Source organism: Achromobacter sp. 1L-A-4-B-C2, assembly GCF_057291955.1.
In genome coordinates, this window is record NZ_JBXAWP010000001.1 from 1,555,465 (window position 1) to 1,580,120 (window position 24,656).

Consider the following 24,656-nt stretch of genomic DNA (forward strand, 5'->3'; position numbering starts at 1 on the left):
CATCGGCGGAACAACCGAGCCACTTTCCTTGTGCATCGACACGCCCGCGCCATGAAACAGCCCGTTCGTCTTAGCCTGATTGCCATTCTTGCGGTGCTCGCGGCCTGTAGTTCCTCGCCGTCCCCGCAAGCCGCCGACGCCTTGCAGCAGGTGCGCAACGAATACGCCGCCAGCCGTTTCGGTGACGTCGCGCGCACCGTGGCCACGTCCGACGCCCTGGCCACCGCGCCGGTGCCCGTACGCGTCGAGGCCTTGAAGCTGCAAGCCTTCAGCTACTGCGTCATCGGCTACCACCAGCTTTGCGAGGACAGCTTCACCCGCATCCTGCAATTGCAGCCCTCGTTCGACCTTGCGCCCAACGAAGCAGGGCATCCCCAATGGGGCCCGGTTTTCAAGTCGGCCAAGGCAGCCCAGGCCCGCTGACGCGCCGCCGACGCCAAGGAGAAAGGCATGAAGCTCACGGTGTTCCAACATGCCGGCGATCCGGCTTTCGCTCCCATCCAGACCGAATTCCGGGCGCCCGGCGGCACAATGGGCCGCAGCCCCGTGAATCAGCTGGCCCTGCCCGACCCCACGGGCGACATCTGCCGAGTGCAGGCAGTACTGCGCGTCCACGACGGGGACACCACCGGCTTTCTGATGAACTTGAGCAGCATGAGCACCGTGCGCATCAATGGGCAGCGCGTTCAATGCGATCAGGAACTGCCCTTGGTGCCGGGCGACGAACTGGAAATAGGCACCTACCGCCTGCGAGCAGATTCGGCCGCGTCCGCCGCAACCGATGCCCAAGCCCAGCCGGCCGCCGCCCCGGTCATCGAAGACATCTTCAGCGACCTGATCGGCCCCGGCACCTTGCCCGTGGGCAGCGCCCCGGACGTATCCACCCACCCTTTCGATCTGGATTCCGCCGCCGCGCGCAACCCCGACGACCCGCTGCGCCACCTGCCACGCGGCGACGCGTCCGTCTCGCGCCCGGTCACCGACCCCCTGGCGTTGTTCGACGCAGCCCATGAGGGCTCGCCCAGCGTCTTCGCCGACGGCACGCCGTCCACGCTGCCCGCCCACGACCCGCTGGCCGACCATCGGCGCCATCCCGTCGACGACGCCCTGCGCGGGCCGCGCGATGCCACGGATAGCCGCGCCGCCGCCGACCACTTGCGGGAAATCGGCAGCTTCATGCGGCCCGCGTCCGTGAAGAAAGTGCCGGACGACACCGACCGCTAGCGATTCACGCGTAGTCATAGTCATAGCGAAATTCCCCGCCATTGGCCGACAGGCGCACGCGTTGCAGCTTGCGGCCCTGCATGGACGCGCCCAGCAGTTCGCGGCTGATTTGCGGCAGGACCGTGTTGGTAAGAATGGCGTCAACCATGCGCGCGCCTGACTCGACTTGCGTGCAGCGCGTCACGGCCAGCGCCGTTGCTTCCCGCGTGACCTCCAGCGCTACGTCGTGGTGTTCCTGCAAACGGCGGCGTACTCGGTCAAACTGCAACGCCACGATGCGCGCCAGCATGTCGTCCGACAGCGGCAGATAGGGCACCGCCACCAGCCGTCCCAACAGCGCCGCCGGAAATGCCTGCAACAGGGGTTCGCGCAGCGCGGCCGCCAGCCCTTCGGCATCCGGCATCAACGCGGGATCGCGGCACAGCGTGGCAATGCGCTCGGTGCCGACGTTGGACGTCAGGATGATGACCGCATTGCGAAAGTCGATATAGCGGCCCTCGCCGTCTTCCATCCAGCCCTTGTCAAAGACCTGGAAGAAAATCTCGTGCACGTCGGGGTGCGCCTTCTCGACCTCGTCCAGCAGCACCACGCAATACGGCCGCCTGCGCACGGCTTCGGTCAACACGCCGCCTTCGCCATAGCCCACGTAACCCGGCGGCGCACCCTTGAGGGTGGAGACGGTGTGCGACTCCTGGAATTCGCTCATGTTGATGGTGATCAGGTTCTGTTCGCCGCCATACAGCGCTTCGGCCAGGGCCAGCGCGGTTTCGGTCTTGCCGACCCCGCTGGGCCCACAAAGCAGGAACACGCCCACCGGCTTGGCCGGGTCGGTCAGACCGGCCCGTGATGTCTGGATACGGCGCGCCACGGCTTCCAGGGCGTCGCGCTGGCCGATCACGCGCTTTTCCAGCGTGTCCGCCAGCGCCAGTACGGCGTGTGCCTCGTCGCGCACCATGCGACCCACGGGGATGCCGGTCCAGTCGGCCACCACGGCCGCCACCGCCGCCGCGTCTACGGCGGTGTGTATCATCGGCGCCTCGCCCTGGCCGCCCGCCAGTGCCTGTGCGGCGCCCGCAAGCGCCTGCCGTGTCGACGCGTGGTCAACGCCCGCCGTTGCCGGCGCGCTCAAGGTTTCGCGCAGCGAGAGCACCTTTGCGGCCAGCTCGCGTTCGGCCTCCCAGCTGGCGGCCAGCTGGGCTTGCGCCTGCGCGGCTTGCGCCCGTTCGGCCTCCAGGCGTTCAACGCGCTGCGCGTCGCCCGCGCCAAGATGTGTTTCATGCCGGGCAATGCGCAGCGCCGTTTCCAGCGCCTGGATGCGTCGGCGTGCATCCTCCAGCGCGGGCGGCACGGCGTGCTGGCTGATCGCCACGCGCGCGCACGCGGTGTCCAGCAACGCCACCGCCTTGTCGGGCAATTGGCGCGCGGGAATGTAGCGATGCGACAAGCTCACCGCCGCCGTGATGGCCTCGTCCAGCAGCAGTACGCCGTGATGCGCCTGCAAGGTTTCGGCCAGGCCGCGCAGCATGTCAAACGCGCGCGCCTCGTCCGGCTCGTGCACTTGAACCACCTGAAAACGGCGGGTCAGCGCGGGGTCCTTTTCAATGTGCTTCTTGTATTCCGACCACGTGGTCGCCCCGATGGTGCGCAACTGACCGCGCGCCAACGCGGGCTTGAGCAGGTTGGCCGCGTCCCCCGTGCCCGCCGCGCCGCCCGCGCCCACCAGCGTGTGGATCTCATCGATGAACAGCACGATGGGCCGGTCGCTTGCCTGGACCTGATCGATCACGCTGCGCAGGCGTTGCTCGAATTCGCCCTTTACGCCCGCGCCGGCTTGCAGCAGCCCGATGTCCAGCAGATACAAAGACACGTCGCGCAGGGGCGGCGGTACATCGCCCGTGGCCAGTCGCAGTGCCAGACCTTCCACGACGGCGGTCTTGCCCACGCCGGCCTCGCCCGTCAGCAGTGGATTGTTCTGTCGCCGACGCATCAACACATCGACGATCTGGCGGATTTCTTCGTCGCGCCCCGACACCGGGTCGATCTCGCCCGCGCGGGCCTTGGCGGTGAGGTCAACGGCAAACCGCTCCAACGCGGCCAGGTCCTTGCGCGGCGCCTGCGCGTCGTCGCCGGCGGCGGTCGTCGCACTGACGCCTTCCGGCGACCCCTGTACCATCTCGTCCATCTGCTCAAGCAGCTTGTCGGGCACGATGCGCGCAAACTGCGGCGACATGCCCAGCAGCACATGACGCAGCGCGTACGTCCGGACCAGGCCCGCCAACAGATGGCCGCTGCGAATGCGCGCGGCGCCATAACGCAGCGAGCCCAGCACCCACGCGCGTTCCACGGCGTGATCAATGTGTTCCGACAGATCGGACACCGATCCGGCGCCGGCCGGCAGCCGATCAAGCTCTGCCGTCAGGTCGGCCTGCAACTGCCCCAGGTCCAGTTCGAACGCGCGCGCAATACGGTGCACATCGCTATCCTGCGCGTGCAGAATCTGATGCACCCAATGCACCAGTTCCACGTAAGGATTGCCGCGCAGCTTGCAGAACGCCGTTGCGCCTTCCAGCGCCTGGTAGAGCAGCGGATTTAGCTTTCCGAACAGTTCGATGCGACCGATATCCGACATGGCGTCATGGCGCGATCAAGCGCGCGGTGTCCTGGAAGGTTGGGCCTGCAAGCGGCCACGTGCCGGCGTCTGTTCGCGGCGTTCATAGTCCAGCAGCAAATCGTCGGCGTCGCCCTGCGCGGGCCGGCGCCTTCCCAGCCACGCCGACAGGCCCAGCGGCCGCTGCGCGCCCAGGCGCACGCCGCCGGCCTCATCGGCGCGCAACACCGGACGCACGTCCCACGCCAGTTCCACGCCGATGTAATGCCTGACCCAATGCGTCAGCTGTCGCGCGCGCAAGCCGCCCGGCAGGAAGCTCTGGTAATCGTCGAACGTCAAGGGACCGACCTCGATGCGGAACTTGTGCTGGGCATCGCGCACCGCCACGCCCAGCACCGAGTCGCGCCCCAAGCCCATCGGGCTGCCCAGCCCAAGCCGCTGCTCGGGCTCCAGGCGTATCCATTGCGGCACGAATTCGCGGATGCGCACCGGCAGGCCGAAGAACGCTTGCAGGATGTGCTTGAGCCCTTCGGGGTTGCGGGTCTGGCGCACCAGGTGCCCCGCCATGAAGTACTTGGCATGATCCAGCACGGCATCGCGCCGCTGCATCGACGGCTCGCCCATATGCAACAGGCTGGCCACATAGCGCGTGAAGCGCGCGTCCTTGCGGTCCAGGCTGACCGTGCTTTGCGCATCTGCCCAGGCGCGGTAGAACAACAGGATCAGGCGGTGATGGAACACATCGGCAAAGGCGGCCAGCGTGCGGTCGCCGTAGTGCGCCATGCGTTCGTGCGCATGCTCCGTCAGGTGCAGCGGCAAGGGGCCGTTGGGGCCAAACAGGCCGAAGCCATAGATGGAAACTTCAGCCGGCCGGCCGTTCTGCGCCGGCCGCACGCGCGCCACCGTGGACGGTGCGAACGCCATCGACGGCTCTTGCCGCAAGCGCACGGGCTCGTAACGCGCCACGGTATCGCGCCCCAGCGGCTTGCGCGCGCCGCAATGCGCATCGATCCAGCGCAGGGCGTGGAACAGATCGTGCGCGTAGGGCTCGCGCTCCAGGGCACGCCACCACTGCGCGTCGGCGACGGGATGCGTGACGTCCATCCCGTCACCCCATGTGAATCTGCTTGGCGTCAACCTTGACCAGGTCGGCGCCGGTTACCAGCGTGTATGACGCATGCAGCCGCGCGCTTTGCTCGGCCTGGAAATCGATGGAGCCCGCACGCACCTGGTCCACGTCACTGACGCTGCGCATGGACACGCGCGCCATGAGCGTCATGCGGTCCAGCACCGCTTCGTAGTTGCGGCCGACCAGCCGCGTCTCGCCGATAGTGGCGTGCAGCTGCTCGGCCACCATGCGAATGCGTTTGGCGGCATGACGTTCTTCGTCGGCGTCCACGGAATATTCGGGCGTGCGGACGTGCACGGCGTCCCGGCCTTGCAAGGTCACGTCGCCCGCGCTTTCCACGCGCACGTTGCCGCCCTGCGAGCGCAGCACCAGATCACCCTGGGTCTCCAACACCGTGCCGGCGGATACCGCCTGCACGGTGACCGCGATGAGATACACGCGCGACGGGTCCGGCCCGCTGATCAGCACCTCATCACCCGGCTGGGGTGCCAGCAGGCAGCTGGCGGCGCGACGCGCCAGCCAGGTGCGGCCATCGCACGCGACGGCGTAGCGGCCGTCGGCTTCGACATGCAGCACCTCACCCAGCAAATGCACCGGGTCATAGGCAATTCGGTTCAAGCTTGCGACGGATTTCATCATGCGCTCCGGTTCGTGGGGGTGCCTGCCTAGACCGCGGGCCGGCGTCCCATGCGGGGCTTGAAGCGGGCGACTTCGCCGCGCTGCAGGGTCGACAGGACCAGCTCCGACATCATGTTGATCGACACATGGCGCGCGAAAAACTGTTCAAGCACGGCGCCAAACAAATACGGGCTGATGCCGGAGAAGGCCGCCTCGTCCACTTGCAGCGCGATGCGCACGCCGCGCCCATGGACGATGGGACCCGGCACCGGCAAGCGGTGATACACGGGCTTGGCGCTGACGTGCCGCAGCCCGGAGATGTGCTTGCGCACCACCGGATCGGCCAGGTTGCCGTACACGTGCAGCATCTCGCGCAGCGTTTGCGCACCCTGCTCTGTGTCCAGGTCCGTCAGGCTCAGGTAGTTCAGCCCCAAGTGGCTGATCAGGTGCCAGGTGGCGGCGTTCTCGGCCAGCGCCGCACAGGGGCGCGTGGGGCCGTGCAGCACCTTCACCGCGCGCACGGGCGCCGACACGCGCAGCGTCATGTCGGTGTCGGTGCCCAGCGGCAGCAGCATCGCCAGGTCCCGATTGGTGCATAGCGTTTCCAGCGACACATGGCGCAGCTGGCCGGAGAACGGCGCTTCCTGGCGGTCCACCAGCGACAGGAACACTTCACTGCCGGTGTAACCGGTGCGCGTGCCGTTGCGCTGCGCGGTGTCCGAGATCAGCCGGGGCTCGCGGCGCACGGAGTAGTACGCGCCGTAGTCGTCCGGATCGCTGCCCAAGGACCCGTAGAACGGACGGAACTCCTGCTCTTGTTGCTGCGCCGACGCGTGCCCGGTGACCCGCGTCACGCCGAACACTTCATAGTCCAGCGGGCGGCTGCGATCCACCACCACGTGATATTCCGACGTGCGCGGCGTGATCGCCACTCGATCCGCGCGCTTGGGAAACAGGTTGATGACGGGCGCGCAATGCAGCGCAAGATTGGCGGCGGAGATCGCGCCTTCCAGTTCCGGGGCGGCCACCGAGAACAGGAAGGTCAGATCGAATGCGCGGGTCTCGCGTGGGGTGGATGACACCGGCAGCGCGCCGCCGGCGCCCGCATCCGATGCGGACCTCGGCCCCGTTTTCAATCCCGCTTTCAAGCCATTCACGCTGAAGAACAGATAGCGCTGCGCAAAGGCAAAGTACTCCTGTAGCAAGCGATAGCCCTGGAATACGCGCGCATCGCCCGGCAGCAGCGCCTGGTCGTCGGCAAAACCTTCATGCCGCACCGCGCCTGCCGGCAGCTTGTTGATCCACGCCACCGGCCGGGCCGTGTCGTGGCCCAGCACTGCCACCGTGTGCCCCATCAGCACTTCCAGCAGGCGCTGCATCTGCAAATCCTGCCCGTGCAGATGGAACACCAGTTGGTCCAGGTCCAGGTCTTCCAGCCGCTGCCCGCCGCCGATTTCGATCCGTATGCGCAATGCGCTCAACACGCGCGCGGCGCGGCCGGCAAGGCCCAGCCGCGCCAACGGCAAGTCTTGCGGAGCCGCGGTGAAGTCGGCGTGAGTGACTTGCAGCGGCCACAAGCGCACGGCGTGCCCGGTCGTGAATTCGCACGGCGTCTGCTCGCCACGCGGTACACGGCCGCGCAGCAGCGTGCCGCGCGGCAATTCGAAGCCACCGGCCAAGGTGCCCTCGTTCATGCTGGGTGCAAACTGCACGATCGCCATCGACGGCGTGGGCGCCAGATAGTTCGGGTACACCACTTCCAGCAAGCGCTGCGAGAAGCGCGGAAACTCCGCGTCCATCTTCATCTGGATGCGCGCCGTCAGAAAGCTGAAGCCTTCCAGCAGGCGCTCGACGTAAGGGTCGGCCACTTCCGTCGCGTTCATGCCCAGCCGCCCCGCGACCTTGGGATGCGCCTGCGCGAATTCCGCCCCCAGCTCACGCAGATACACGAGCTCGCGGTTGTAGTAGTCCAGCAAGCGCGCGTCCATCAGAGCCCACCCAGATCGCGCAGATCCATGTGGCCGCTTTCCAGATCGATGTCGGTACGGAACAGGAACTCAAGCGGGTGTGGCACGCACCACAGCATGCCCCGTATCTCCAGGCTGAGCACATTGTGATGTTCGAGCGTGCCCGTGTCCGTTACGCAGCGCACCTCGACCGAGGAATCCAGGATGCGCGGCTCAAACGCGGATATCGCATCGCGTATGGACTCTTCGACGTCGATCCAGTCGATCTCCGACATACGCTTGCCGGCCATCGCGCGCACGCCGAAATTCACGGTCGATGTGGCAACCTGACGATGCGCCGACAAGTCCTGCGAGGTCTGCAAGTTGACGGTATTGAGCAGCCAGCGCAGATCCCGCAACACCGCCGCGCGCAGCTGCTCATGCGTGAGCATGGCGCTGTCGCGAGGTTCTTCGCGACGCGTGGGGTCGTTGTCCATCAAGCGGTCCAGCAACGACGGCTGCAGGCGATCCCGCATGGCGCGCCGCGTACGCTCGGCAGGCGCACTTTGCGCGCTCTGCGAGCCTTGCACGGCCGGCTTCCAGCGCGCGGTGTCGTCGGCGTGGCCCATCACGCGAACTCCACGCTGCGCAGGTCCAGCAGTGCGAACTCGCCCGCGTCGGTCAGCCACATCTTCTGGCCCACGCCCGCGTAGGTGTCGGCATACAACGGCCGCCACTCCGTCACGCGCCCCAGCTTGACGGGATCGGGCTGGTCGATCATGCGTGCGCCCGGCGCCGGCGGGTAACGGGCCGGCACCAGGCCTTGCAGCGTACGGCCGCCCACCAGTTCGATCTCGGCGCGCGACCACACCAGATCGCACAGCCCCTCGGGGGCCAGCAGGCGCAGGCATTTAAGCGCCGTGAAGGGCAGCCACACGTAGCGCCCCGCGCCCAGGAACTCGAACACCGGCCCCAGGCGGCTGTCGCCGTCGCACATCCACTGGAACGGCAGTGGGGTATCCTGCCCCACCCCTTGCACCCCCTCCTCCTGCACACCCCCTCGCCCAACCCCCTGCATAACGCCTTGCACGGTGCCCCCGCGCGCATCGGCGTCCTGCAGGGCGCGGGAACGCTGCTCGGCGACCTCGTCCTTCGGACCCTGCCCGTCCCGATGCAGCGCCGACAGCAGGGCCTGCATCCACGCATCAGGCTCGCTCAACATGACGGGCTCGCCGTCGCCCGCCAGCACCGCCTCGCGCTCGCGCTCCGCCGCGATGGCGCTGGCATACAGCGCGACCGTCGGCCGCGCCTGCGCACTCAGCGCGCCACACACGCTGAGCTGTTCAGCGGCACGAGCCCAGTCTCCCTGCACCACCAACAGTTGGAACAGTTGCGCGCGCAAGTCCGCATCAGCCGGTCGGCGGCGAATCTGCGCCTGCACTTCTTCCAGCTGGCCGGACAGGCTGATCGCGCCGAATGGAACGGCAACCATAGACATCGTGGCCCCGCCCTAGCCGACTTCCTTGTTCTGCTTGATGTCCCAAGCCACGAGGCTTTCAGCTCCCTTGCCGCCCTTCTCCGTCTGTTCCCAGTACTGCTGCTTGACCTTGGCCGCCTGGAAAGCGTAGTTCACCACCACGCCCTCGGCGCTGCGGTCACCGGAGATCTGCACCGAGGACACCAGCACGTCTTCCAGCGTGATCTTGGAATATTCGATCTGCTCGCCGCCCGCCTTGCAAAGCGACAGCTCGATCTTGCCCAGGTGCTTGCCGCTGGCGCAGTGCTTCATCACGGCGGGCGACGCCTTGTCGATGCGCGCCACCACGTGCAGGTCGTTGAAGCTTGCCTTGCCGGCGCCCAGGCCGCCGCCGCTGGCCAGGTTGCCCGGCTGCGTCGCGCCCCACGAGAAGGACACGATATCCGTCCAGTCCTTATGGTTGGCGTCTTTGGATTCACCGTTGGCGCCATCGATTTTCATGAACATATCCACAGCCACATCTGTCTCCTGAAGTTATCGGGCGCGGCTGCGCCCATCTTGTCTGACGCTCAGCCTTCGTTCTGCTTGAGCGAAGGCAGCTTGGACACCAACCGCAGCGACACCGTCAGCCCTTCCAACTGATAGTGCGGCCGCAGGAAAAACTTGGCGGAGTAATAGCCCGGGTTGTCTTCGATTTCCTGCACCTGCACCTCGGCCGCCGCCAAGGGCTTGCGCGCCTTGGTTTCCTGCGACGAGTTCACCGGGTCACCATCCACGTAATTCATGATCCAGTCGTTCAGCCAACGCTCCATGTCGTCGCGTTCGCGGAATGAGCCGATCTTGTCGCGCACGATGCACTTCAGGTAATGCGCAAACCGGCAGCACGCAAACAGGTACGGCAGGCGCGCGGCCAGCTTGGCATTGGCCGATGCGTCGGCCTCGTAGTACTCGTGTGGCTTTTGCAGCGACTGCGCGCCGATGAAGGCAGCGAAGTCGGAATTCTTGCGATGCACCAGCGGCATGAAGCCGTTCTTGGCCAGCTCGGCCTCGCGCCGATCGCTGATCGCGATTTCCGTCGGGCACTTCATGTCCACGCCGCCGTCATCGCTGGGAAAACTGTGGCACGGCAGGTTTTCCACCGCGCCGCCAGACTCCACGCCCCGGATCGACGTGCACCAGCCGTACAACTTGAACGAGCGGTTCACGTTTGCCGCCATCGCATACGCCGAGTTGGCCCAGGTGTAGCGGTCGTGGTTGGCGCCGTCGGTGTCTTCTTCAAAGTCGAATTCATCCACCGGATTCGTGCGCGCGCCATACGGCAGGCGTGCCAGAAAGCGCGGCATCGCCAGCCCGATATAGCGCGAATCCTCGGACTCGCGCAGGCTGCGCCACGCGGCGTATTCGGTGTTGGTGAAGATCTTGGTCAGGTCGCGCGGGTTGGCCAGCTCCTGCCACGAATCCATCTGCATCACATTGGGCGATGCACCCGCAATGAAGGGGCAATGCGCGGCGGATGAGATCTTGGCGATCTCACCCAGCAGCTCCACATCCGGCGGGCTGTGGTCGAAGTGGTAATCGCCCACCAGGCAACCGATCGGCTCGCCGCCGAATTGGCCATACTCTTCTTCATACACGCGCTTGAAGATGGGGCTTTGGTCCCAGCCCACGCCCTTGTGGCGCTTGAGCGTGCGCCCCAGTTCCGCCTTGGAAATACTCATCACGCGGATCTTCAACAGCTCGTCGGTTTCGGTGTTGGTGACCAGGTAATGCAGGCCCCGCCACGCGCCTTCCAGCTGTTGGAATTCGGGATGGTGCATCACGCGGTTGATCTGCTCGGACAGCTTGCGATCAATCTCGGCGATGATCGCCTGGATGGTGCGGTAGGCGTCGGACGACAGGCCGACGCCGCTGTTCTCAAGCGCCTGATGCGCCAGGGTGCGCACGGCGTGTTCCACCGCCTCGCGCGCCTGCTCGGTCTTGGGTTTGAATTCTTTCTTCAGGAGCGCGGACAGGTCGTCGGCTTCCAGGGTATCGACAGCGCGCGCGTCGGCGCGTTTGGCCACTGCGGTCATGGCATTCTCCGAAAAGCGATTCCAGCGGAAACTAGGCGGCCGGGTCCGTGCCGGCGGGGTCGGATGCGGGTGGGGCTTCCGGCTTGGGCGCCGCCGCCAGCGCGTTCATCAGCGCCGGGTTCTTGAGCACGTTGCCGATCAGTTCCTCGGCGCCCGTCTTGCCGTCCATGTAGGTCAGCAGGTTGGCCAGCTGGGTCCGCGCGCTTAACAGCTCGTTCAGCGCGCCAACCTTCTTGGCAACGGTGGCCGGCGAAAAGTCATCGATGCTCTCGAACGTGATGTCCACGTTCAAGTTGCCTTCGCCGGTCAGCGTGTTCTCGACCTGGAATGCCGCGCGCGGTTGGATCGAGCGCATGCGTTCATCGAAGTTGTCGATATCGATATCCAGGAACTTGCGCTCGCCCACTTCCGGCTGGGGCGTTTCGGACTTGCCGGCCAGGTCGGCCAGCACGCCCATCACAAAGGGCAGCTGGATTTTGCGCTCGGCGCCGTAGATCTCCACGTCGTACTCGATCTGCACGCGCGGCGCGCGGTTTCTGGCGATGAACTTCTGGCCGCTTCCTTTCAGGCTGGTCGCCATGGTGTTGTCTCCTCTTGTTGGTCTCTGGGGGCTGCGCCGCGCTACGAATCCGGCCGGCTGTCGGTGTCACGCGGCAGCCAGGCCTCGAATTGCTCGAGGCCCTGGGGCGCCAGGTTTTTGATGATGTCGTGAAAGCTCAACGGAATAAGCTGCTGGGTGCGTCGAATGAGATACGGCGCCGGATGCCCGGGCTCGTTGGCTTCGAAGTACGCGCACACCTTGCTCAACATGGCCATGGCGTCATCGCGCGACTGGATGCGGGCGTCCTGCCAGCGCACGCCGGCATGCGTGGCGGCAAGGCCCCGCGCTGTGTCCGCCGACTGCCCGGCTTCGTCTTGATGATCGCCTTGCTGCGCGCCAGGCCCATGGCCGTTGCCGTTGCCGCTGCCGGCGCTGGTCGTGTGCGCCTCGGCAGCCATTCCAGACGCGTCCGCAGAGGTCTGCTGACCGTCGCGCGCGGCGTCCAACACAACGTTCAACGTGCGCAAGACTGCGCTGTAATCCGGCGTCCACGTGGCGCCCAGTTTGTCCGTCACCAACTTCTGGATGCGTCGCAACGCATCGCATGCGGCGGCCAGCGCCAGCACATCGGCGTCGCGTTGCGCCCAGGCCTCACGCAGGCGCGCCACCACACGGGGACGGCCTCCCGGATAGCAGTCGGCGTCCTGGCGGCTGCCATCCAGCAGCGCCTCGGTATCACGCAGCGAGAGCTGCCCATGCACACCATTGACCAGGCTGGCCGAGCGCACGCTGCGCGCGCAGCCCTGCATATCGCCGAACGCGGCCAAGGCGTTCATGCGCGGCATGGGGTCGTCCTCGCCCACGCTATCCAGGCGCGGATGCACGGGTTCCCAATAGCGTTCAAGGGTGTCGACGGCCAGCGCCAGACCGTCCGCGTAGCCGGGTATCCCGCGGATCTCGGTCCAGGCACAGGTCAACAGGCTGATCACGCGCAGGTCTCGCGTGCGCTCAAGCAAGGCACGGGCCAGGCGTTCGACCTCGCGCCAGTCGGGCGGCTGCGCAGCGATGATGGTCGAGCCGAACTGCTGTTCGTCCCGGCCGGCCGCGGCTTGCTGCAACTGCAGAAAGTCAGCGTCGTATTCGAGGTCTTCCCCGCAGGGCAGACGTGAATCGAGTGTATTGAGGATATCGGCGAAGTCCATAGTCATTGCTTAGATGCCTGGGGATGCTGCCTGGAACCTACCACTACGCTCCGCGCTGCTTCACGGAAGGGAGAATTCTAGGCACGTCTTTCCGTATGCAACGGACAACTCACAACTTCAGATTTTTCTTACAGAAACCTAACAAGCCACTAAACAAATGCACACTTCTTGCCCTGCTACGTTGATGTTTTGACATATTCCTTACGTGATACGGGCCGACCTGCAAGTGTTGTTACGGAAGCGTAAAAAACACAAAAGCATGTGATCGCGCTTCGTACCCGCTTTGCGCGGTGCCTACAATCGGCGCTCACGCTGGCAGCAGACCGGCGCGTAAACAGATTCACGAGACAGACGTCCCCGGCATCGGCGTTTTTCGCTTTGCGCTTTTTGCACGGCGGCGCCCGCCCTTTGCAAGCGGCCCCAGTGTGGCCGGCCATCCCATTGCAGTCGTTACGACGCGCGCCGTTTGCGCGTCCGGTGCATCCCAACCCAGCAAGCGCAGCAGCAGCAGCAGCAGCAGTTGAATTCTCATAAGGAGACGATGAGATGGACCGCAACGTGCCAAGCGAACGCGTCGTCAAGGCGCATACGCCCCTGCCGCCCGAGCAATTGAAATTTCGCGGCATGCACGGCGCCGAAAGCCTGTCGCAGCTATTTGAGTTCGAGGTTGAGCTGGTCTCGGAGTCCTATTCGCTGGACATGAAGTCGCTGCTTGGCAAACCGCTGACGCTTGAAATCGAAACCACGCCGGGCGCGCCGCGCTATCTCAGCGGACACATCACCCGCTGCGTGCTGGTGGGCCGTGAGAACAACACGTCCCGCTACACCATCTACCGCGCCACCGTACGCCCGTGGCTGTGGTACCTGACGCAAACGTCGGACAACAAGATCTTCCAGAACAAGAACGTGCCCGACGTGATCCGCGAGGTGCTCAAGGATTACAGCTACCCCGTTGAGTTCAAGCTGACCGAGACCTATCGCAACTGGGAATACTGCGTGCAGTACCAGGAAACCGACTACGCCTTCATCTGTCGGCTGATGGAACACGAGGGCATCTATTTCTGGTTCAAGCACGACAACGGCAAGCACACGCTGGTGCTGACCGACGACATCACGCAGCACGAACCGGTTGCCGACTACGAACAGATTCCGTATTACGGCCCCGACCGCATCACGGTGCCGCGCGAAGACTACATCCACAAATGGGAAGTGGCCGAGCAGATCACGCCGGGCGCCTTCGCCACCACGGATTACCACCCGCTGACGCCCGCTGCCAGTCTGGAAGCGCGGCGCAACAACCCGGGCGCCTATGACCACGGCGACCTGGAAATGTACGAATGGCAAGGCGGCTACACCAACCCGGACGATGCCGAGCATTACACGCGCGTGCGGCTGCAAGACCTGCAATGCCGACAGGAACAAAGCACCGGCGCATCCAATGCGCGCGGGCTGTCGACCGGGCATCTGTTCACGCTGCGCAATCATCCACGGCAAGCGGAAAACCGCGAGTATCTTGTCGTCAGCACCTACTACCGCATTCGCGAAACGGGCTACGCAAGCGGTCAGATAGACCCCGGCGATTTCGATCTGGAATTCGTGGTGCTGCCCTCCAGCACGCAGTTTCGCGCCCCGCGCGTCACGCCGATCCCCCGCACCCACGGGCCGCAGACGGCAACGGTAGTCGGTAAGCAGGGCGAGGAAATCTGGACCGACAAGATGGGCCGCGTCAAAGTGCAGTTTCACTGGGACCGCTATGGCAAGAAGGACGAGAACAGTTCGTGCTGGGTGCGCGTGTCGAGCCCCTGGGCGGGCGGCGGCTTTGGCGGCATCCAATTGCCGCGTGTGCGCGACGAGGTCATCGTGGATTTCATTGGCGGCCAACCCGACCGCCCCATCGTGATCGGGCGCGTGTTCAATGCGAACAACCTGCCGCCGTGGGACCTGCCCGACAATGCCACGCAAAGCGGCTTTCTTAGCCGCTCGAAAAGCGGTACGCCGGCCACCGCGAACGCGTTGATGTTCGAAGATAAAAGCGGCTGCGAGCGAATCTGGCTGCACGCAGAGCGCGAGCTGTGCACCGAGGTCGAAGCCAACGAGACGCACTCGACCGACCTGAACCGCAACACCACCATCGGCCAGAACGACACCACCAAGATAGGCGGCTTTCGCGACATCAACATCACCGGCACCGACAACTTGAAAGTCGGCAAGCGCCGCGACGTGTACGTCACGGGGCACGAGGAATACACCGTCAAGGCCTCGCGCACCGTCAACGTGAAAGACGGCCTGATGGATGAGAAGTTCGACAACGGCTTGAAGACCACCGTGGCCGCCAAGGGCGAAGAACGCGAGATCACGGGGCTGTTCAAGGAGACCTTGAAGACGGGCCAGGAGGTCAACGTCACCGGCGGCAACTCGCTGCATCACGTCAAGGACGGCACGCTGACTGAAAAGGCCAAGGGCAAGGTCGAGGTGCTGTCCACCGATGCAAACATGGACGTGAAGGCCAAGACGGCGATGTTGGTGCAGTCCGAAACCGCCACGATGGACATCAAATCCAAAGGCAAGGCGCACATCGAATCGGAAGGCTCGACGGTGATGGTCAAGGCCCAGGGCAACATCACGCTGCAAACGCCGGCCGACGTGGTGATGGACGCTGCCAACGTAAAGGATTTGTCCAAGGAAAGCTGGTTGCAGGCCACACCGTTCTCGATCGGCCTGGCGGTGGCCAAGGCCGAATTCGGGATGCATCGAATGGCGTTGTTCCGCACCACCGTCATGCTGAACCTGTCGTTCACGAACTACGCAGCGGTCAGCAGTATTGGCCAGTTGGTGTCGTACCGCACGACCGGGTCCAGCTACGCGTTCGACCTTCAGAAGGCCGAGCAGGTCGGCCTGGGCGCATCCATGGTCGGCCTGTGGTCCATCATTTGAGACGCTCATGTCGGACTTCGTGACGGCCTGGCCGGACTGGGGAAAATGGGTGGTGCTGGGCTTGCTGTTGTCCGGCGTGCAGGCGGCCTTCATGCTTCGGCGCGAACGCCGACGCCGGGCGGCCGGGCGCGCGGAAACCGAACGCCTGGACGCGGTCCGCGCCACGGGCGTGGCCAGCACCGCGCGCGTGATGGCAGCGCGCGACACGCGTACCCGCATCGGCGAGACGCTGTATTTCGTCATCGAGCTGGAGCTGGAGGTTGCCGCCACCGATGCCACGCCGGCGTTTACGCGCACGGTACGCGTGCCGCTATCGCCGCTGCACCTGGCCGAGTTCGGTGCGGGCAAGACCGTGCAGGTGCGCGTGCAGGCGCGGGAGGGGTCCGCGCAACGGTCGCGCGAAGGGTCGCGGGACAATGCCGCCACCTATGACGTCGCCATTGATCAGCCCACCGGATAGCCCATGAAGACCATCAAGCCTTTCCGCCTGGGCGTCCTGACGCGGCCCTACCGATGGCAGCGCCGCGATCTGTTGGGCGTGTCGGTCTTCGCCCTGGTCGACATCGCGCAGTCCCCCACGTTGTTGACCGACCAGGACCTTTGGAAGCTTGCCGCCGAAGAAGGCATCGGCGCGCTGGACCTGGCCACGCCCAAGCAGTACCCGGAAGTGCTGGTTTCGGGCCATGCCTACCCCCATGATGCCAAGCAGCCCGGCGCGTGCGGCGTGCGCGTGCAGGTGGGCGCCATCGACAAGTCATTGGTGGTCTTTGGCGACCGCTACTGGATCGACGGCAAGGCGACCGCGCCGCAGCCGTTTGCGCGCATGCGCCTGGACTGGAGCCACGCCTATGGCGGCCCGGACGTCGCTGAAAACCCGCTGGGTATCGGCGCGCAGGACGAGGTCATCAATGGCGTGCGCACGCGTCGGCTGCCAAACATTGAACACCCCTTGCAGCGCATCAGCGCCCCCGGGCAACGCGTGGCGCCTGCGGGCGTTGGCGCACTGCCCGTGGAATGGCCGCAGCGCGCATCGCACATGGGCCGTGACTACGGACAGGAATGGCTGGAGCACGACTATCCCGGTTTCGCGCGCGACATGGACTGGCGCTTCTTCAACGCGGCGCCGCCCGACCAATGGGGGCCGGCCAACGCCGAGCTTGCCGGTGGCTCGGACTATGCGCTGTGGAATCTGCATCCTGAACAAGCGGTGTTGCGCGGCCAACTGCCCCGCTGGCGCGCGCGCTGTTTTGTCAGCCGACAGGCGGACGGCAGCGCGCTTGAAGAGGTACCGCTGCGCCTGACCACCGCGTGGTTTTTTCCCGATCACACGAAGATGGTCCTGATCTGGCACGGCGCGGTGCACGTGCGCGAGGATGACGCAGCGGATATCCGCCACATCATGCCTGCGCTGGAACACGCGGACCAGCCGCGCGAAGTCAGCCATTACCGGGACGTCGTGCGGCAACGCCTGAGCCCGGAGCTGGGCCCCGTCTATGCCCTGCTGGACGCGCAACTCGTGCCGGAAGAGCTTTGCGACGGCGGGTTGGAAGGGGACGCGCAAACCTTGGCCGTGCGTGCCACCAACAGGAACGTTCACGCCGGGCTGGCGCGCCGCCACGCGCGCGAACGCGAGTCGCTATTGGCGCAGGGCCTGGACCCCGATCTGTACATGGCGCCGTTGGACCCGCCGCCTACAGCGCCCAGGCTTGCCGATTTGCCACAAACGATATTGCGCATGCAGCAAGAGCTTGAAGAGGCCAAGCGCCTGTCCGGCGGGCCGGGCGCGCGCGCGCTGGCGGATCCCAACCTGCCGCAGATGGCCGAAGTGGCCGGCGTGGACATGGACGCGCTGCGCCGGCCGGGGCCGGACGGCACACTGCCGGCCGGCTTCGATCCCCGCAGGATCAAACGACACATTGCCGAGTTCGATGCCAGCCCGCATGCGCAGGCCGGACGCGCATCGGCGGATAGCCCGACGTCCCTGCCGCCACTGGCCGACACGCTGGGGCCGCAGGTGCATCAGGCGTATCAACAGTCGGCCCATCATTTTGCCCCGCCCCCGCCCATGCCCCCGTTGCGCGCGCAGCGCACGCGCCGCAAGCTGGACGCGCAGCTGAAAAACAACCGCGACTGTCGCGACATGAACCTGACCGGTGCGGATCTATCGGGCATGGACCTGTCGTGCGTCAATTTTCAGCGCGCGATTTTCGCCGGCGCAAAGCTCGCGGATACCCGGCTGGATGGCTGCGACCTGACCGACGCCGTGCTGACCGGCGCGGACTTGACCCGCGCAAGCCTGTGCGGCGCGAACCTGACGCGCGCCAACCTGGGCCGCACGCAATGTGTGAGGACCAACTTCGCGCAGGGCCAGTTCAAGGAATGCACGTGGGACCACGCGCAGGGCGAAGACTGCAATTTTGCCGACAGCGCATGGCAGCTGGGGCGCTTGCACCAGGCGCGGTTGATACGCTGCGACTTCCGCCGCGCCAGCTTCAACCAGTGGGCGGCGATGAGCGGCACATTCGAAGACTGCGGCTTTCGCGACACGCGCTTCGAGCAGTGCGTGTTCATGCAAGGCGCGCTTGCCGATGCGGACTTTGCCGGCGCGACGTTGGTGCGGCTGAGCTTCATGGACGTGGCTTTCCCAGGCCGCTTCAGCATGGAAAATGCCACGCTGGACGGCTGCGCCTTCGCCGGGCGCGTCGAGCTGGCGGGCGCCCGGCTGCGCGGCATGCAGTTCAAGCACGGCAGCGCGCGCGGCGCCACATTGACGGGCGCGGACTTGCGCGGCGCGACCCTGAACGCCTGTGACTTTTCCGAGTGCCAGTTGCAAGATGCCGACCTGAGCGGCCTGACCGCCCCCGACACGCACTTCGTGCGCGCGGATTTCACCGGCGCCTGCCTGCGTAATGCCAACCTGATCAACAGCTTGCTGGGCAAGGCCATCTTCTTGCGTGCCGATCTTACCGGATCGAACTTCTTCCGCGCCGATGTCGCGCAAACGCAAATGGACGACAGCACCGGGCTGGACCATACCTACACGCAAGGCGCCAAGCGCTGGCCCGCCAGGCAGCCGGAGCAGCCCGCATGAACATCGACAAGCTGCTGGACAGCGTGCGCCATGGCGAGCCGATACAACACATCAGCCTGGCAGGCGCCGATCTGGCCGGGCTGGATCTGGCGGGTGGTTTTTTCGATCACGTTGATTTCACGGGTGCACGGATGGCCGGCTGCCAGTTGCAGGACAGCCAGTTCATCAGCTGCGCCATGGGCCACGTGGATGCCGTCGGCGCCAACCTGGACACTGCGCGGCTGCTACGCTGCCAGGCAAGGGAAGCAAGGTTCAGCGGCGGCCGCTTTCATGGCGCGAGCTTCACGGAATGCGACCTGACGGGCGCCCGGCTGGACCAGGCCGCCCTGTACGAATCGTCTTTCACCGCCACGTCGCTGGAGCGCGCATCGTTGCAGGCCGCTTGCGTGGAACGCTCGGTGTTCTCGCGCGGCACCTTCGCCAACGCCGATCTGACGCAAGCGCAGCTTGGCTACACCCTGCTCCATCAGCTGGACCTGCGCAGCGCCACGCTGACGGGCGCCAACGCCGCCAGCACGATGTTCACGGAATGCAATCTGACAGCGCAGCGCTTCGCCGGGCAGTCGTTTGCGTTGTGCCATTTCACGGATTGCCAGCTGGACGCCGCGGACTTTCGCCAATGCGATTTGCGTCAGTCGGGCTTCAAGGGATCATCGTTGCGGGGCGCGCGCTTTGCCGGCGCTTGCGCACCGCAGGCTCTGTTTCCCCAGGCGGATCTGACTGGAGCGGACTTGCAGGGCGGTCGCTTTGACGGCGCCATCTGGGCCGAGGCCACGCTGGACGGCGCGAACTTTCGCGGCGCGAGCCTTTGCCTGTGCATTTTTCAGCGCGCGCGCTGCGCCGGTACGGACTTTCATGGCGCGCAACTGGCGGACGCGGATTTTTCGCTGGCGGACCTGGAGGGCGCTGATCTGCGCGACGCCACTTTCCTGCGCACGCGCATGCATCGCGCGCTGACCGGCGGTGTGCGCTGGTCGCAGCGCCACGGCATCATCGAAAACGACGCGCCCCTGCTTGAAGCCGAACTGTGGTCGGCAGCGCGCGCAAATCTTTGACCCCATCGCAACAGGAGTGCAAACCATGCAAGTGCTCTGCCAGTTACCCAGCGTCGGCTTGGGATTTCCCGACGTCTGCAAGACGCCCGTGCCGCCGGTGCCGCACATTGACGTGTCGACGTCGTCCATGGGGATTCCGGTGGTGTGGAACGTGTGGTTAAGCTGCATGCCCATGCACAACATGGTCACAACGATACCGGTGACGCTCGGCGACACCGCGGGCGTGGGCGGTGGCGTGATATCCCAGACGTTCATGGGGCAGGCGCGCTACATCACCGGGGCGTTCACCGTGCTGGTGCGCGCCGCGCCGCTGGTGCGCGTGACCAGCCTGACGTTGCAGAACACGATCAATACGCCGGGCTTCAAGGCGGCCACGCCGCAAAAATCGATGTTTGCGTTGGCGGCGTGACGCGCTTGGCGTGAATTACAGCTGGCCGTAGGAGTGCAGGCCGGACAGGAACATGTTCACGCCCAGGAAGGCAAAGCCGGTGATCAGCAGGCCCATCAGCGCCCAGTAGGCGGCCATGGTGCCGCGCAGACCCTTGATCAGGCGCATGTGCAGCCAGGCCGCGTAGTTCAGCCAGACGATCAGCGCCCAGGTTTCCTTGGGGTCCCACTGCCAGTAGGCGCCCCAGGCGTCCGCCGCCCACAGCGCGCCCAGGATCGTGGCCACCGTGAAGAAGGCGAAGCCGATGGCGATGGCGCGATACATGATGTCGTCCAGCACCTCCAGCGAGGGCAGCGCCGCGGCAATGCGGCGGCGGCCCAGCAGGATGGCGCCCACGATCACCGCGCCCACGCCGAAGTACAGCATCCACGTGGCCGACAAGCCGTCGGTACGGAACACCATCGGCTCGGCGCACAGCAACACACCCAGGATGAATAGCGGCGCCAGCTTGGCCCACGACGTGGTCTGGCCATGCTGCTTGATCAGATAGGCAAAGCCCACCATCGCGGCCAGCGAAAACGTGCCATAGCCGATGAAGTTGGCCGGCACATGCAGCTTCATCCACCAGCTTTTCAGCGCGGGCACCAGCGGTTGGATCTGGCCGGCATCGCGCGTGAAGGAATACCACAGCAGGAACACGACGGCCGAGGTCACCACCAGCAGTACAAAGCCGCCCAGCGCGCGCGTGGCGTACTTGCGTTCGTAATACAGGTAGAACAGTGCCGTGATCAGCGAGAACAGCACGAAGACTTCGTACAGGTTGCTGACGGGAATATGGCCCAGGTCAGGGCCCATCAGATGGCCTTCGCGCCAGCGCACCAGCAGGCCGGTGACACCGGCGAACACCGCGCCCCACGTCAGCGCCGTGCCCAGCCACGCGGCGGTCGGGCTGAATACGCCGATCCAGTAGCAGACCATGGCCAGCGCAAACAGCGCGCACATCCACAAGATGGCCGACTGGGAAGAAAACAGGTATTTCAGGAAGAACACCTGCTCGGCGCGGGCCAGGTCATTGCCGTACAGCATCAAGGCCAGCCCCGCCGCGATCGCACAGGCGACCATCAGGCGGCGCAGCGGACGCCACAGCCAGCCCATCCAGGCCAGCGCGGGCACGGTGCCGCACAGGATGATCTTCTCGTAGTAGTCCATCGCGTTGCCGTGGCGGGTCAGCGCGAAGCCGGCGCCCACTGCCAACAGCAGGAAGAAAACAACGTCGGTCCAATCCGGCTTGCCGCGACGGGCGCGGTTATCGCCCGTTTCGGACAAGCTGTCTTGCCACAGGGTATCGGGCGACGCGTTCAACGTGTCCGGCGAGGAGGGGTGCGGGGTGGTCGTAGTCGACATAAATAACCTTAAGGCCTCTTCTGGCGCAGCAGCGCCTGCTTGAAGCGTTCAAACTCCTGATTGAAGTCGAGTGTACGCTTCTGGGACGTCATGGCCGCCAGGACGCTGCTGCCGCTGCCTTGCGGCTTGACCCAGATCCAGACGCGGCGGTCGCGGATGTAGAACATCGAAAACACGCCCAGGACCAGCAACAGGCTGCCCAGGTAGACCGTGTTCTTGCCCGGCGTGCGGCTGACCTGGAATACGCTGGCCTGCACGTGGTTGAAGTCCGCCAGCGACAGGAACACCGGCGCCGGATAGACCGTCAGGTCGGACAGCGCCGCCACGGCCAGGCGCGACCAGACGGCCGCGCGTTCGCCATCCGGGCCTTCCACGGCCACGGCCGGCAAGCCGGCGCGCTCGCGCTCGATGGCGCGCAATTCGTTCATGCTGGCCCCGATCAGCCGGATCACCACATCCGCGGCGCGTTCCAGGTCGGCAGCGGGCGTGTTGGCTTGCAGGAATGCGGCCACCGCTTGCAGGCCGCCCGAGGCAAAGGTTTCCAGCGCGCGCTCGGCGGCAGTTTGCAAGGGTTGGCGGTCGGCGCCGGACGGACTGTTGCGCTCGGCGAAACGACGGGCGGCTTCCCGGCGCGCGGCCGGGTCGGCCAAGGTGGCGCGCAAGCGCATGAATTCACCGATGGAACTGTCGTCGTCGGCAGGAATGCGCAGGTAACGGAAGGGCTCCGACGCATTGTTGCGTACCCCGGCCAGGAAGACGGTTGCGCCGTCCAATTCCATGGGCAGCATGTAGTTCTGGAATTCGTGCGCCTGGCCGGCATCGTCAATCAGCTTGTATTCGACGCTGGGGCCCACGTTGCGCAGGTTTTCGTTCTTCTTGCCCGCCGCGCTGCCGGACACCGAGGCCACGTGCTCGGCAAAGCTCTGGTTGGCGCCCTTGGGGTCACCGCGCGTCAGGTCCTCGACGTTGATCGGGCGCATGGCGGTGATTTCGACGCCCATGCTGCGCGGGCCACCCGACGTTTGTGCCGTCACTTCGCTGGTCTTGCCCACCGTGCCGTTCACCGAGAAGGTCGCGGCATTGGCGCCGACCAGCGGGTAGCCCTTCAAGACCACCGTGCTGCCGCCATCGTCAAAACTGGACTGGTACACGGTCATGCCCTTGAAGCGCAGCGGCTCGTTGACCTCGATGGTGGAATCGAAGGTCTTGCCCGTGTCCGGGTCGGTGACTTCAACTTCGCTGGCAAAGCGACTGGGCATGCCGGTCGAGTAGTAATCGACCACGAATTTCTTCAGCTTCAGTGTGAAGGGCATCGGCTGCACCAAGGCGCCGTCGCCCACCATCACCACCGCCGTGCTGGCCTGCCCGCCTTCGGGCACCAGCACGCTGGCACGGAAACTGGGGTTGTTGACCGACAAACGGCCGCTTTCGGGTACTTCCGAAATCAGCATGTTGTCCACAATGGGCTGCTTGCCGCCGAACATGACCTGAAGCCGCACCGGCAATTCGCTATCGAGCAGCCCGCCGATGCAGATGATGACCATGGCCGCGTGCGCGAAGACGTAGCCCAGGCGGTTGGCGCTGCCCTTCTTGGCGGCCAGCAGCACGCCGTCGGCGTCCTGCCGCTGCCGCACGGCATAGCCCAGCCGCTCAAGCAGCGCTTTCAGCCCGGCCGATGTCTGTGCCACGTCGGTGGGTTCTTCGGTTTCCACACGATGCGGGAAGGCGCGCAGGCTGCTGGCGCGCACGTGCTCGCGGAAGGAGCGCGCATCGCGCAACATCTTGGGCGCGTTGCGGATCAGGCACACCGAGGTCGACACGACCAAAAAGCCCATGATCAGCAGAAACCACCAGCTGTTGTAGACGTGCCAGATGGAAAATTTGTCGAACACCTCGTACCAGAACGGCCCGAACTGATCGATGTAGTTGCTGGACGAACGGTTCTGCTGCAACACCGTGCCCACCAGGCTCGCCACGCAGATGAACATCAGCAGGCTGACGGCAAAACGCATCGAACCAAGCAGTTCGAAGAAGTCGCCGGGCAGGCTGCGCAAAGAGGGGCGGGTGTGGGTTCGTGTTGAATTCATGAAAAAAGGGGGGCCGCGCGATCGGCTACCCCCCTCATAGACAGCGCGCAACGGAATCAGGTTCCGTCACGCTCAGGTTGCATGAACGCGGACCAGCCGCGCGTGTTGCCGGCGTTGGCCTACCGCAAGCCCGCTGCGTAGTCGGACACGGCCTTGATATCGGCGTCCGACATGCGGTCTGCGATCGCGAACATGATTTCGTTCTTGCGGTCGCCGCTGCGGAACAGCTTGAGCTGCTCTTCGATGTACATGGGGAACTGCCCCGACAAGCGGGGGTACTGGCTGGGCATGCCCGCGCCGTTTGCAGAGTGGCACGCCGCGCAGGCGGGCACATTGCGTTCCGGCAAGCCGCCGCGCCAGATCTTCTGGCCCAGGTCGACCAACTTTTCCTGGCCCGCCGTGGCGGGTTCTTTCAGGGGTTGTTGCGCCAGGTACAGCGCAATGTTCTGCATGTCGGCCGGCGTCAGGTTCTGCGCCATGGCCGTCATCGGGGTCGGATTGCCCCCCGCGCCATTGCGCACGGGCAGCTTGGCGCCCTGCTTGATCTGGAAGTCGGCCAGTTGCTTGGCCAGGTATTCGTGGGGTTGCGCGGCCAGGTTGGGGTTCACCGGGATGGTGCTATTGCCCGCCGCGCCATGACAGGACGCACAGGCAATGATGCCCCGCGAGGCGTCGCCCTGGTCAAACAGCTGACCGCCCTTGGCGGCATCTGGCTTGGCCGGGCCCGCTGCGCCGTCGGCGGCGAAACTGGGTGTAGAGAAGGCGGAGGCGCCGAGCAACAGCCCGCTCGCAACCAACATCCGGGACAGCACACGCTTCATGAAGACCTCGACGATCACATCGATCAAGGCGCAAAAAGGCGCCCACGCCTACCCCGCAC

Annotated in this window: 20 protein-coding genes; 7 read left to right on the forward strand and 13 right to left on the reverse strand. The window is 65.4% G+C overall.

Annotated features, from left to right (window positions below):
- The first annotated feature begins 51 nt into the window (after positions 1-51).
- Positions 52-423 (forward strand): TssQ family T6SS-associated lipoprotein, encoded by a 372-nt coding sequence (locus AC0Z35_RS07145; RefSeq protein ID WP_120157313.1) that lies wholly within the window; start codon positions 52-54, stop codon positions 421-423.
- Between the two features lie 27 nt (positions 424-450).
- On the forward strand, positions 451-1,224 hold the full coding sequence (locus AC0Z35_RS07150) for an FHA domain-containing protein (protein ID WP_485131038.1): 774 nt from the start codon (positions 451-453) through the stop codon (positions 1,222-1,224).
- Positions 1,225-1,228: 4 nt separating this feature from the next.
- Here the strand turns inward: AC0Z35_RS07150 and tssH are convergent, their stop codons facing one another.
- From tssH to tssA, 10 genes are all read right to left on the reverse strand, one after another.
- On the reverse strand, positions 1,229-3,853 hold the full coding sequence (gene tssH / locus AC0Z35_RS07155; RefSeq protein WP_104142476.1) for a type VI secretion system ATPase TssH: 2,625 nt from the start codon (positions 3,851-3,853) through the stop codon (positions 1,229-1,231).
- Positions 3,854-3,868: 15 nt separating this feature from the next.
- Complete coding sequence (tssG, locus tag AC0Z35_RS07160) at positions 3,869-4,936, reverse strand: type VI secretion system baseplate subunit TssG (protein WP_104142475.1); 1,068 nt, start codon at positions 4,934-4,936, stop codon at positions 3,869-3,871.
- Positions 4,937-4,940: 4 nt separating this feature from the next.
- Positions 4,941-5,597, reverse strand: a complete 657-nt coding sequence (locus AC0Z35_RS07165; protein ID WP_485131037.1) for a DUF3540 domain-containing protein — start codon at positions 5,595-5,597, stop codon at positions 4,941-4,943.
- A gap of 29 nt (positions 5,598-5,626) precedes the next feature.
- Positions 5,627-7,567 carry a type VI secretion system baseplate subunit TssF gene (gene tssF, locus AC0Z35_RS07170; protein WP_314359294.1) on the reverse strand — a complete coding sequence of 647 codons (1,941 nt, stop codon included), beginning with the start codon at positions 7,565-7,567 and terminating at the stop codon, positions 5,627-5,629.
- Positions 7,567-8,061, reverse strand: coding sequence for a type VI secretion system baseplate subunit TssE (gene tssE, locus AC0Z35_RS07175; protein ID WP_120157674.1), 495 nt, complete (start codon positions 8,059-8,061; stop codon positions 7,567-7,569). Before tssE ends, tssF begins: the two co-directional genes overlap by 1 nt.
- Before the next feature lie 92 nt (positions 8,062-8,153).
- Positions 8,154-9,023: a type VI secretion system accessory protein TagJ gene (locus tag AC0Z35_RS07180; protein WP_104142471.1), complete on the reverse strand. Its 870-nt coding sequence runs from the start codon at positions 9,021-9,023 to the stop codon at positions 8,154-8,156.
- 12 nt (positions 9,024-9,035) lie between these two features.
- Positions 9,036-9,521, reverse strand: a complete 486-nt coding sequence (locus AC0Z35_RS07185) for an Hcp family type VI secretion system effector (RefSeq protein ID WP_046807432.1) — start codon at positions 9,519-9,521, stop codon at positions 9,036-9,038.
- Positions 9,522-9,571: 50 nt separating this feature from the next.
- Positions 9,572-11,074, reverse strand: coding sequence for a type VI secretion system contractile sheath large subunit (tssC, locus tag AC0Z35_RS07190; protein ID WP_046807433.1), 1,503 nt, complete (start codon positions 11,072-11,074; stop codon positions 9,572-9,574).
- A gap of 31 nt (positions 11,075-11,105) precedes the next feature.
- Positions 11,106-11,654, reverse strand: coding sequence for a type VI secretion system contractile sheath small subunit (tssB, locus tag AC0Z35_RS07195; RefSeq protein WP_046807434.1), 549 nt, complete (start codon positions 11,652-11,654; stop codon positions 11,106-11,108).
- Between the two features lie 41 nt (positions 11,655-11,695).
- Complete coding sequence (gene tssA, locus AC0Z35_RS07200; RefSeq protein ID WP_485131634.1) at positions 11,696-12,817, reverse strand: type VI secretion system protein TssA; 1,122 nt, start codon at positions 12,815-12,817, stop codon at positions 11,696-11,698.
- A 546-nt stretch (positions 12,818-13,363) separates the two neighbouring features.
- Between tssA and AC0Z35_RS07205 the strand changes: the two genes are divergently transcribed.
- The 5 genes from AC0Z35_RS07205 to AC0Z35_RS07225 are packed head-to-tail and all read left to right on the forward strand — an operon-like array spanning position 13,364 to position 20,306.
- Entirely contained in the window at positions 13,364-15,751 is a 2,388-nt protein-coding gene (locus AC0Z35_RS07205) for a type VI secretion system Vgr family protein (RefSeq protein WP_046807436.1), read from the forward strand.
- 7 nt (positions 15,752-15,758) lie between these two features.
- Complete coding sequence (locus AC0Z35_RS07210; RefSeq protein ID WP_485131036.1) at positions 15,759-16,211, forward strand: hypothetical protein; 453 nt, start codon at positions 15,759-15,761, stop codon at positions 16,209-16,211.
- A gap of 3 nt (positions 16,212-16,214) precedes the next feature.
- On the forward strand, positions 16,215-18,842 hold the full coding sequence (locus AC0Z35_RS07215; protein WP_485131035.1) for a DUF2169 family type VI secretion system accessory protein: 2,628 nt from the start codon (positions 16,215-16,217) through the stop codon (positions 18,840-18,842).
- Positions 18,839-19,897, forward strand: a complete 1,059-nt coding sequence (locus AC0Z35_RS07220) for a pentapeptide repeat-containing protein (RefSeq protein WP_485131034.1) — start codon at positions 18,839-18,841, stop codon at positions 19,895-19,897. The genes AC0Z35_RS07215 and AC0Z35_RS07220 overlap by 4 nt, the downstream gene beginning before the upstream one ends.
- Before the next feature lie 25 nt (positions 19,898-19,922).
- Positions 19,923-20,306 carry a DUF4150 domain-containing protein gene (locus AC0Z35_RS07225; RefSeq protein WP_046807439.1) on the forward strand — a complete coding sequence of 128 codons (384 nt, stop codon included), beginning with the start codon at positions 19,923-19,925 and terminating at the stop codon, positions 20,304-20,306.
- A 15-nt stretch (positions 20,307-20,321) separates the two neighbouring features.
- On the opposite strand, the gene ccsB is transcribed toward AC0Z35_RS07225, so the two are convergent.
- The 3 genes from ccsB to AC0Z35_RS07240 form a co-directional block, all read right to left on the reverse strand.
- Entirely contained in the window at positions 20,322-21,689 is a 1,368-nt protein-coding gene (ccsB, locus tag AC0Z35_RS07230) for a c-type cytochrome biogenesis protein CcsB (protein ID WP_223264736.1), read from the reverse strand.
- 8 nt (positions 21,690-21,697) lie between these two features.
- Positions 21,698-23,776: a cytochrome c biogenesis protein ResB gene (locus AC0Z35_RS07235; RefSeq protein WP_046807441.1), complete on the reverse strand. Its 2,079-nt coding sequence runs from the start codon at positions 23,774-23,776 to the stop codon at positions 21,698-21,700.
- 119 nt (positions 23,777-23,895) lie between these two features.
- Entirely contained in the window at positions 23,896-24,597 is a 702-nt protein-coding gene (locus AC0Z35_RS07240; RefSeq protein WP_104142798.1) for a c-type cytochrome, read from the reverse strand.
- Positions 24,598-24,656 lie beyond the last annotated feature (59 nt).

Bases quoted from the DNA above. Each gene is read 5' to 3' on its own strand.
- tssB (WP_046807434.1), bottom strand. From the start codon at position 11,654: ATGGCGACCAGCCTGAAAGGAAGCGGCCAGAAGTTCATCGCCAGAAAC.
- tssH (WP_104142476.1), bottom strand. From the start codon at position 3,853: ATGTCGGATATCGGTCGCATCGAACTGTTCGGAAAGCTAAATCCGCTG.
- AC0Z35_RS07225 (WP_046807439.1), top strand. From the start codon at position 19,923: ATGCAAGTGCTCTGCCAGTTACCCAGCGTCGGCTTGGGATTTCCCGAC.
- AC0Z35_RS07210 (WP_485131036.1), top strand. From the start codon at position 15,759: ATGTCGGACTTCGTGACGGCCTGGCCGGACTGGGGAAAATGGGTGGTG.
- tssC (WP_046807433.1), bottom strand. From the start codon at position 11,074: ATGACCGCAGTGGCCAAACGCGCCGACGCGCGCGCTGTCGATACCCTG.
- AC0Z35_RS07150 (WP_485131038.1), top strand. From the start codon at position 451: ATGAAGCTCACGGTGTTCCAACATGCCGGCGATCCGGCTTTCGCTCCC.
- tssE (WP_120157674.1), bottom strand. From the start codon at position 8,061: ATGCGGGATCGCCTGCAGCCGTCGTTGCTGGACCGCTTGATGGACAAC.
- AC0Z35_RS07240 (WP_104142798.1), bottom strand. From the start codon at position 24,597: ATGAAGCGTGTGCTGTCCCGGATGTTGGTTGCGAGCGGGCTGTTGCTC.
- tssF (WP_314359294.1), bottom strand. From the start codon at position 7,567: ATGGACGCGCGCTTGCTGGACTACTACAACCGCGAGCTCGTGTATCTG.
- AC0Z35_RS07205 (WP_046807436.1), top strand. From the start codon at position 13,364: ATGGACCGCAACGTGCCAAGCGAACGCGTCGTCAAGGCGCATACGCCC.
- AC0Z35_RS07165 (WP_485131037.1), bottom strand. From the start codon at position 5,597: ATGAAATCCGTCGCAAGCTTGAACCGAATTGCCTATGACCCGGTGCAT.
- AC0Z35_RS07180 (WP_104142471.1), bottom strand. From the start codon at position 9,023: ATGTCTATGGTTGCCGTTCCATTCGGCGCGATCAGCCTGTCCGGCCAG.
- AC0Z35_RS07215 (WP_485131035.1), top strand. From the start codon at position 16,215: ATGAAGACCATCAAGCCTTTCCGCCTGGGCGTCCTGACGCGGCCCTAC.
- tssG (WP_104142475.1), bottom strand. From the start codon at position 4,936: ATGGACGTCACGCATCCCGTCGCCGACGCGCAGTGGTGGCGTGCCCTG.
- tssA (WP_485131634.1), bottom strand. From the start codon at position 12,817: ATGGACTTCGCCGATATCCTCAATACACTCGATTCACGTCTGCCCTGC.
- AC0Z35_RS07235 (WP_046807441.1), bottom strand. From the start codon at position 23,776: ATGAATTCAACACGAACCCACACCCGCCCCTCTTTGCGCAGCCTGCCC.
- AC0Z35_RS07220 (WP_485131034.1), top strand. From the start codon at position 18,839: ATGAACATCGACAAGCTGCTGGACAGCGTGCGCCATGGCGAGCCGATA.
- ccsB (WP_223264736.1), bottom strand. From the start codon at position 21,689: ATGTCGACTACGACCACCCCGCACCCCTCCTCGCCGGACACGTTGAAC.
- AC0Z35_RS07145 (WP_120157313.1), top strand. From the start codon at position 52: ATGAAACAGCCCGTTCGTCTTAGCCTGATTGCCATTCTTGCGGTGCTC.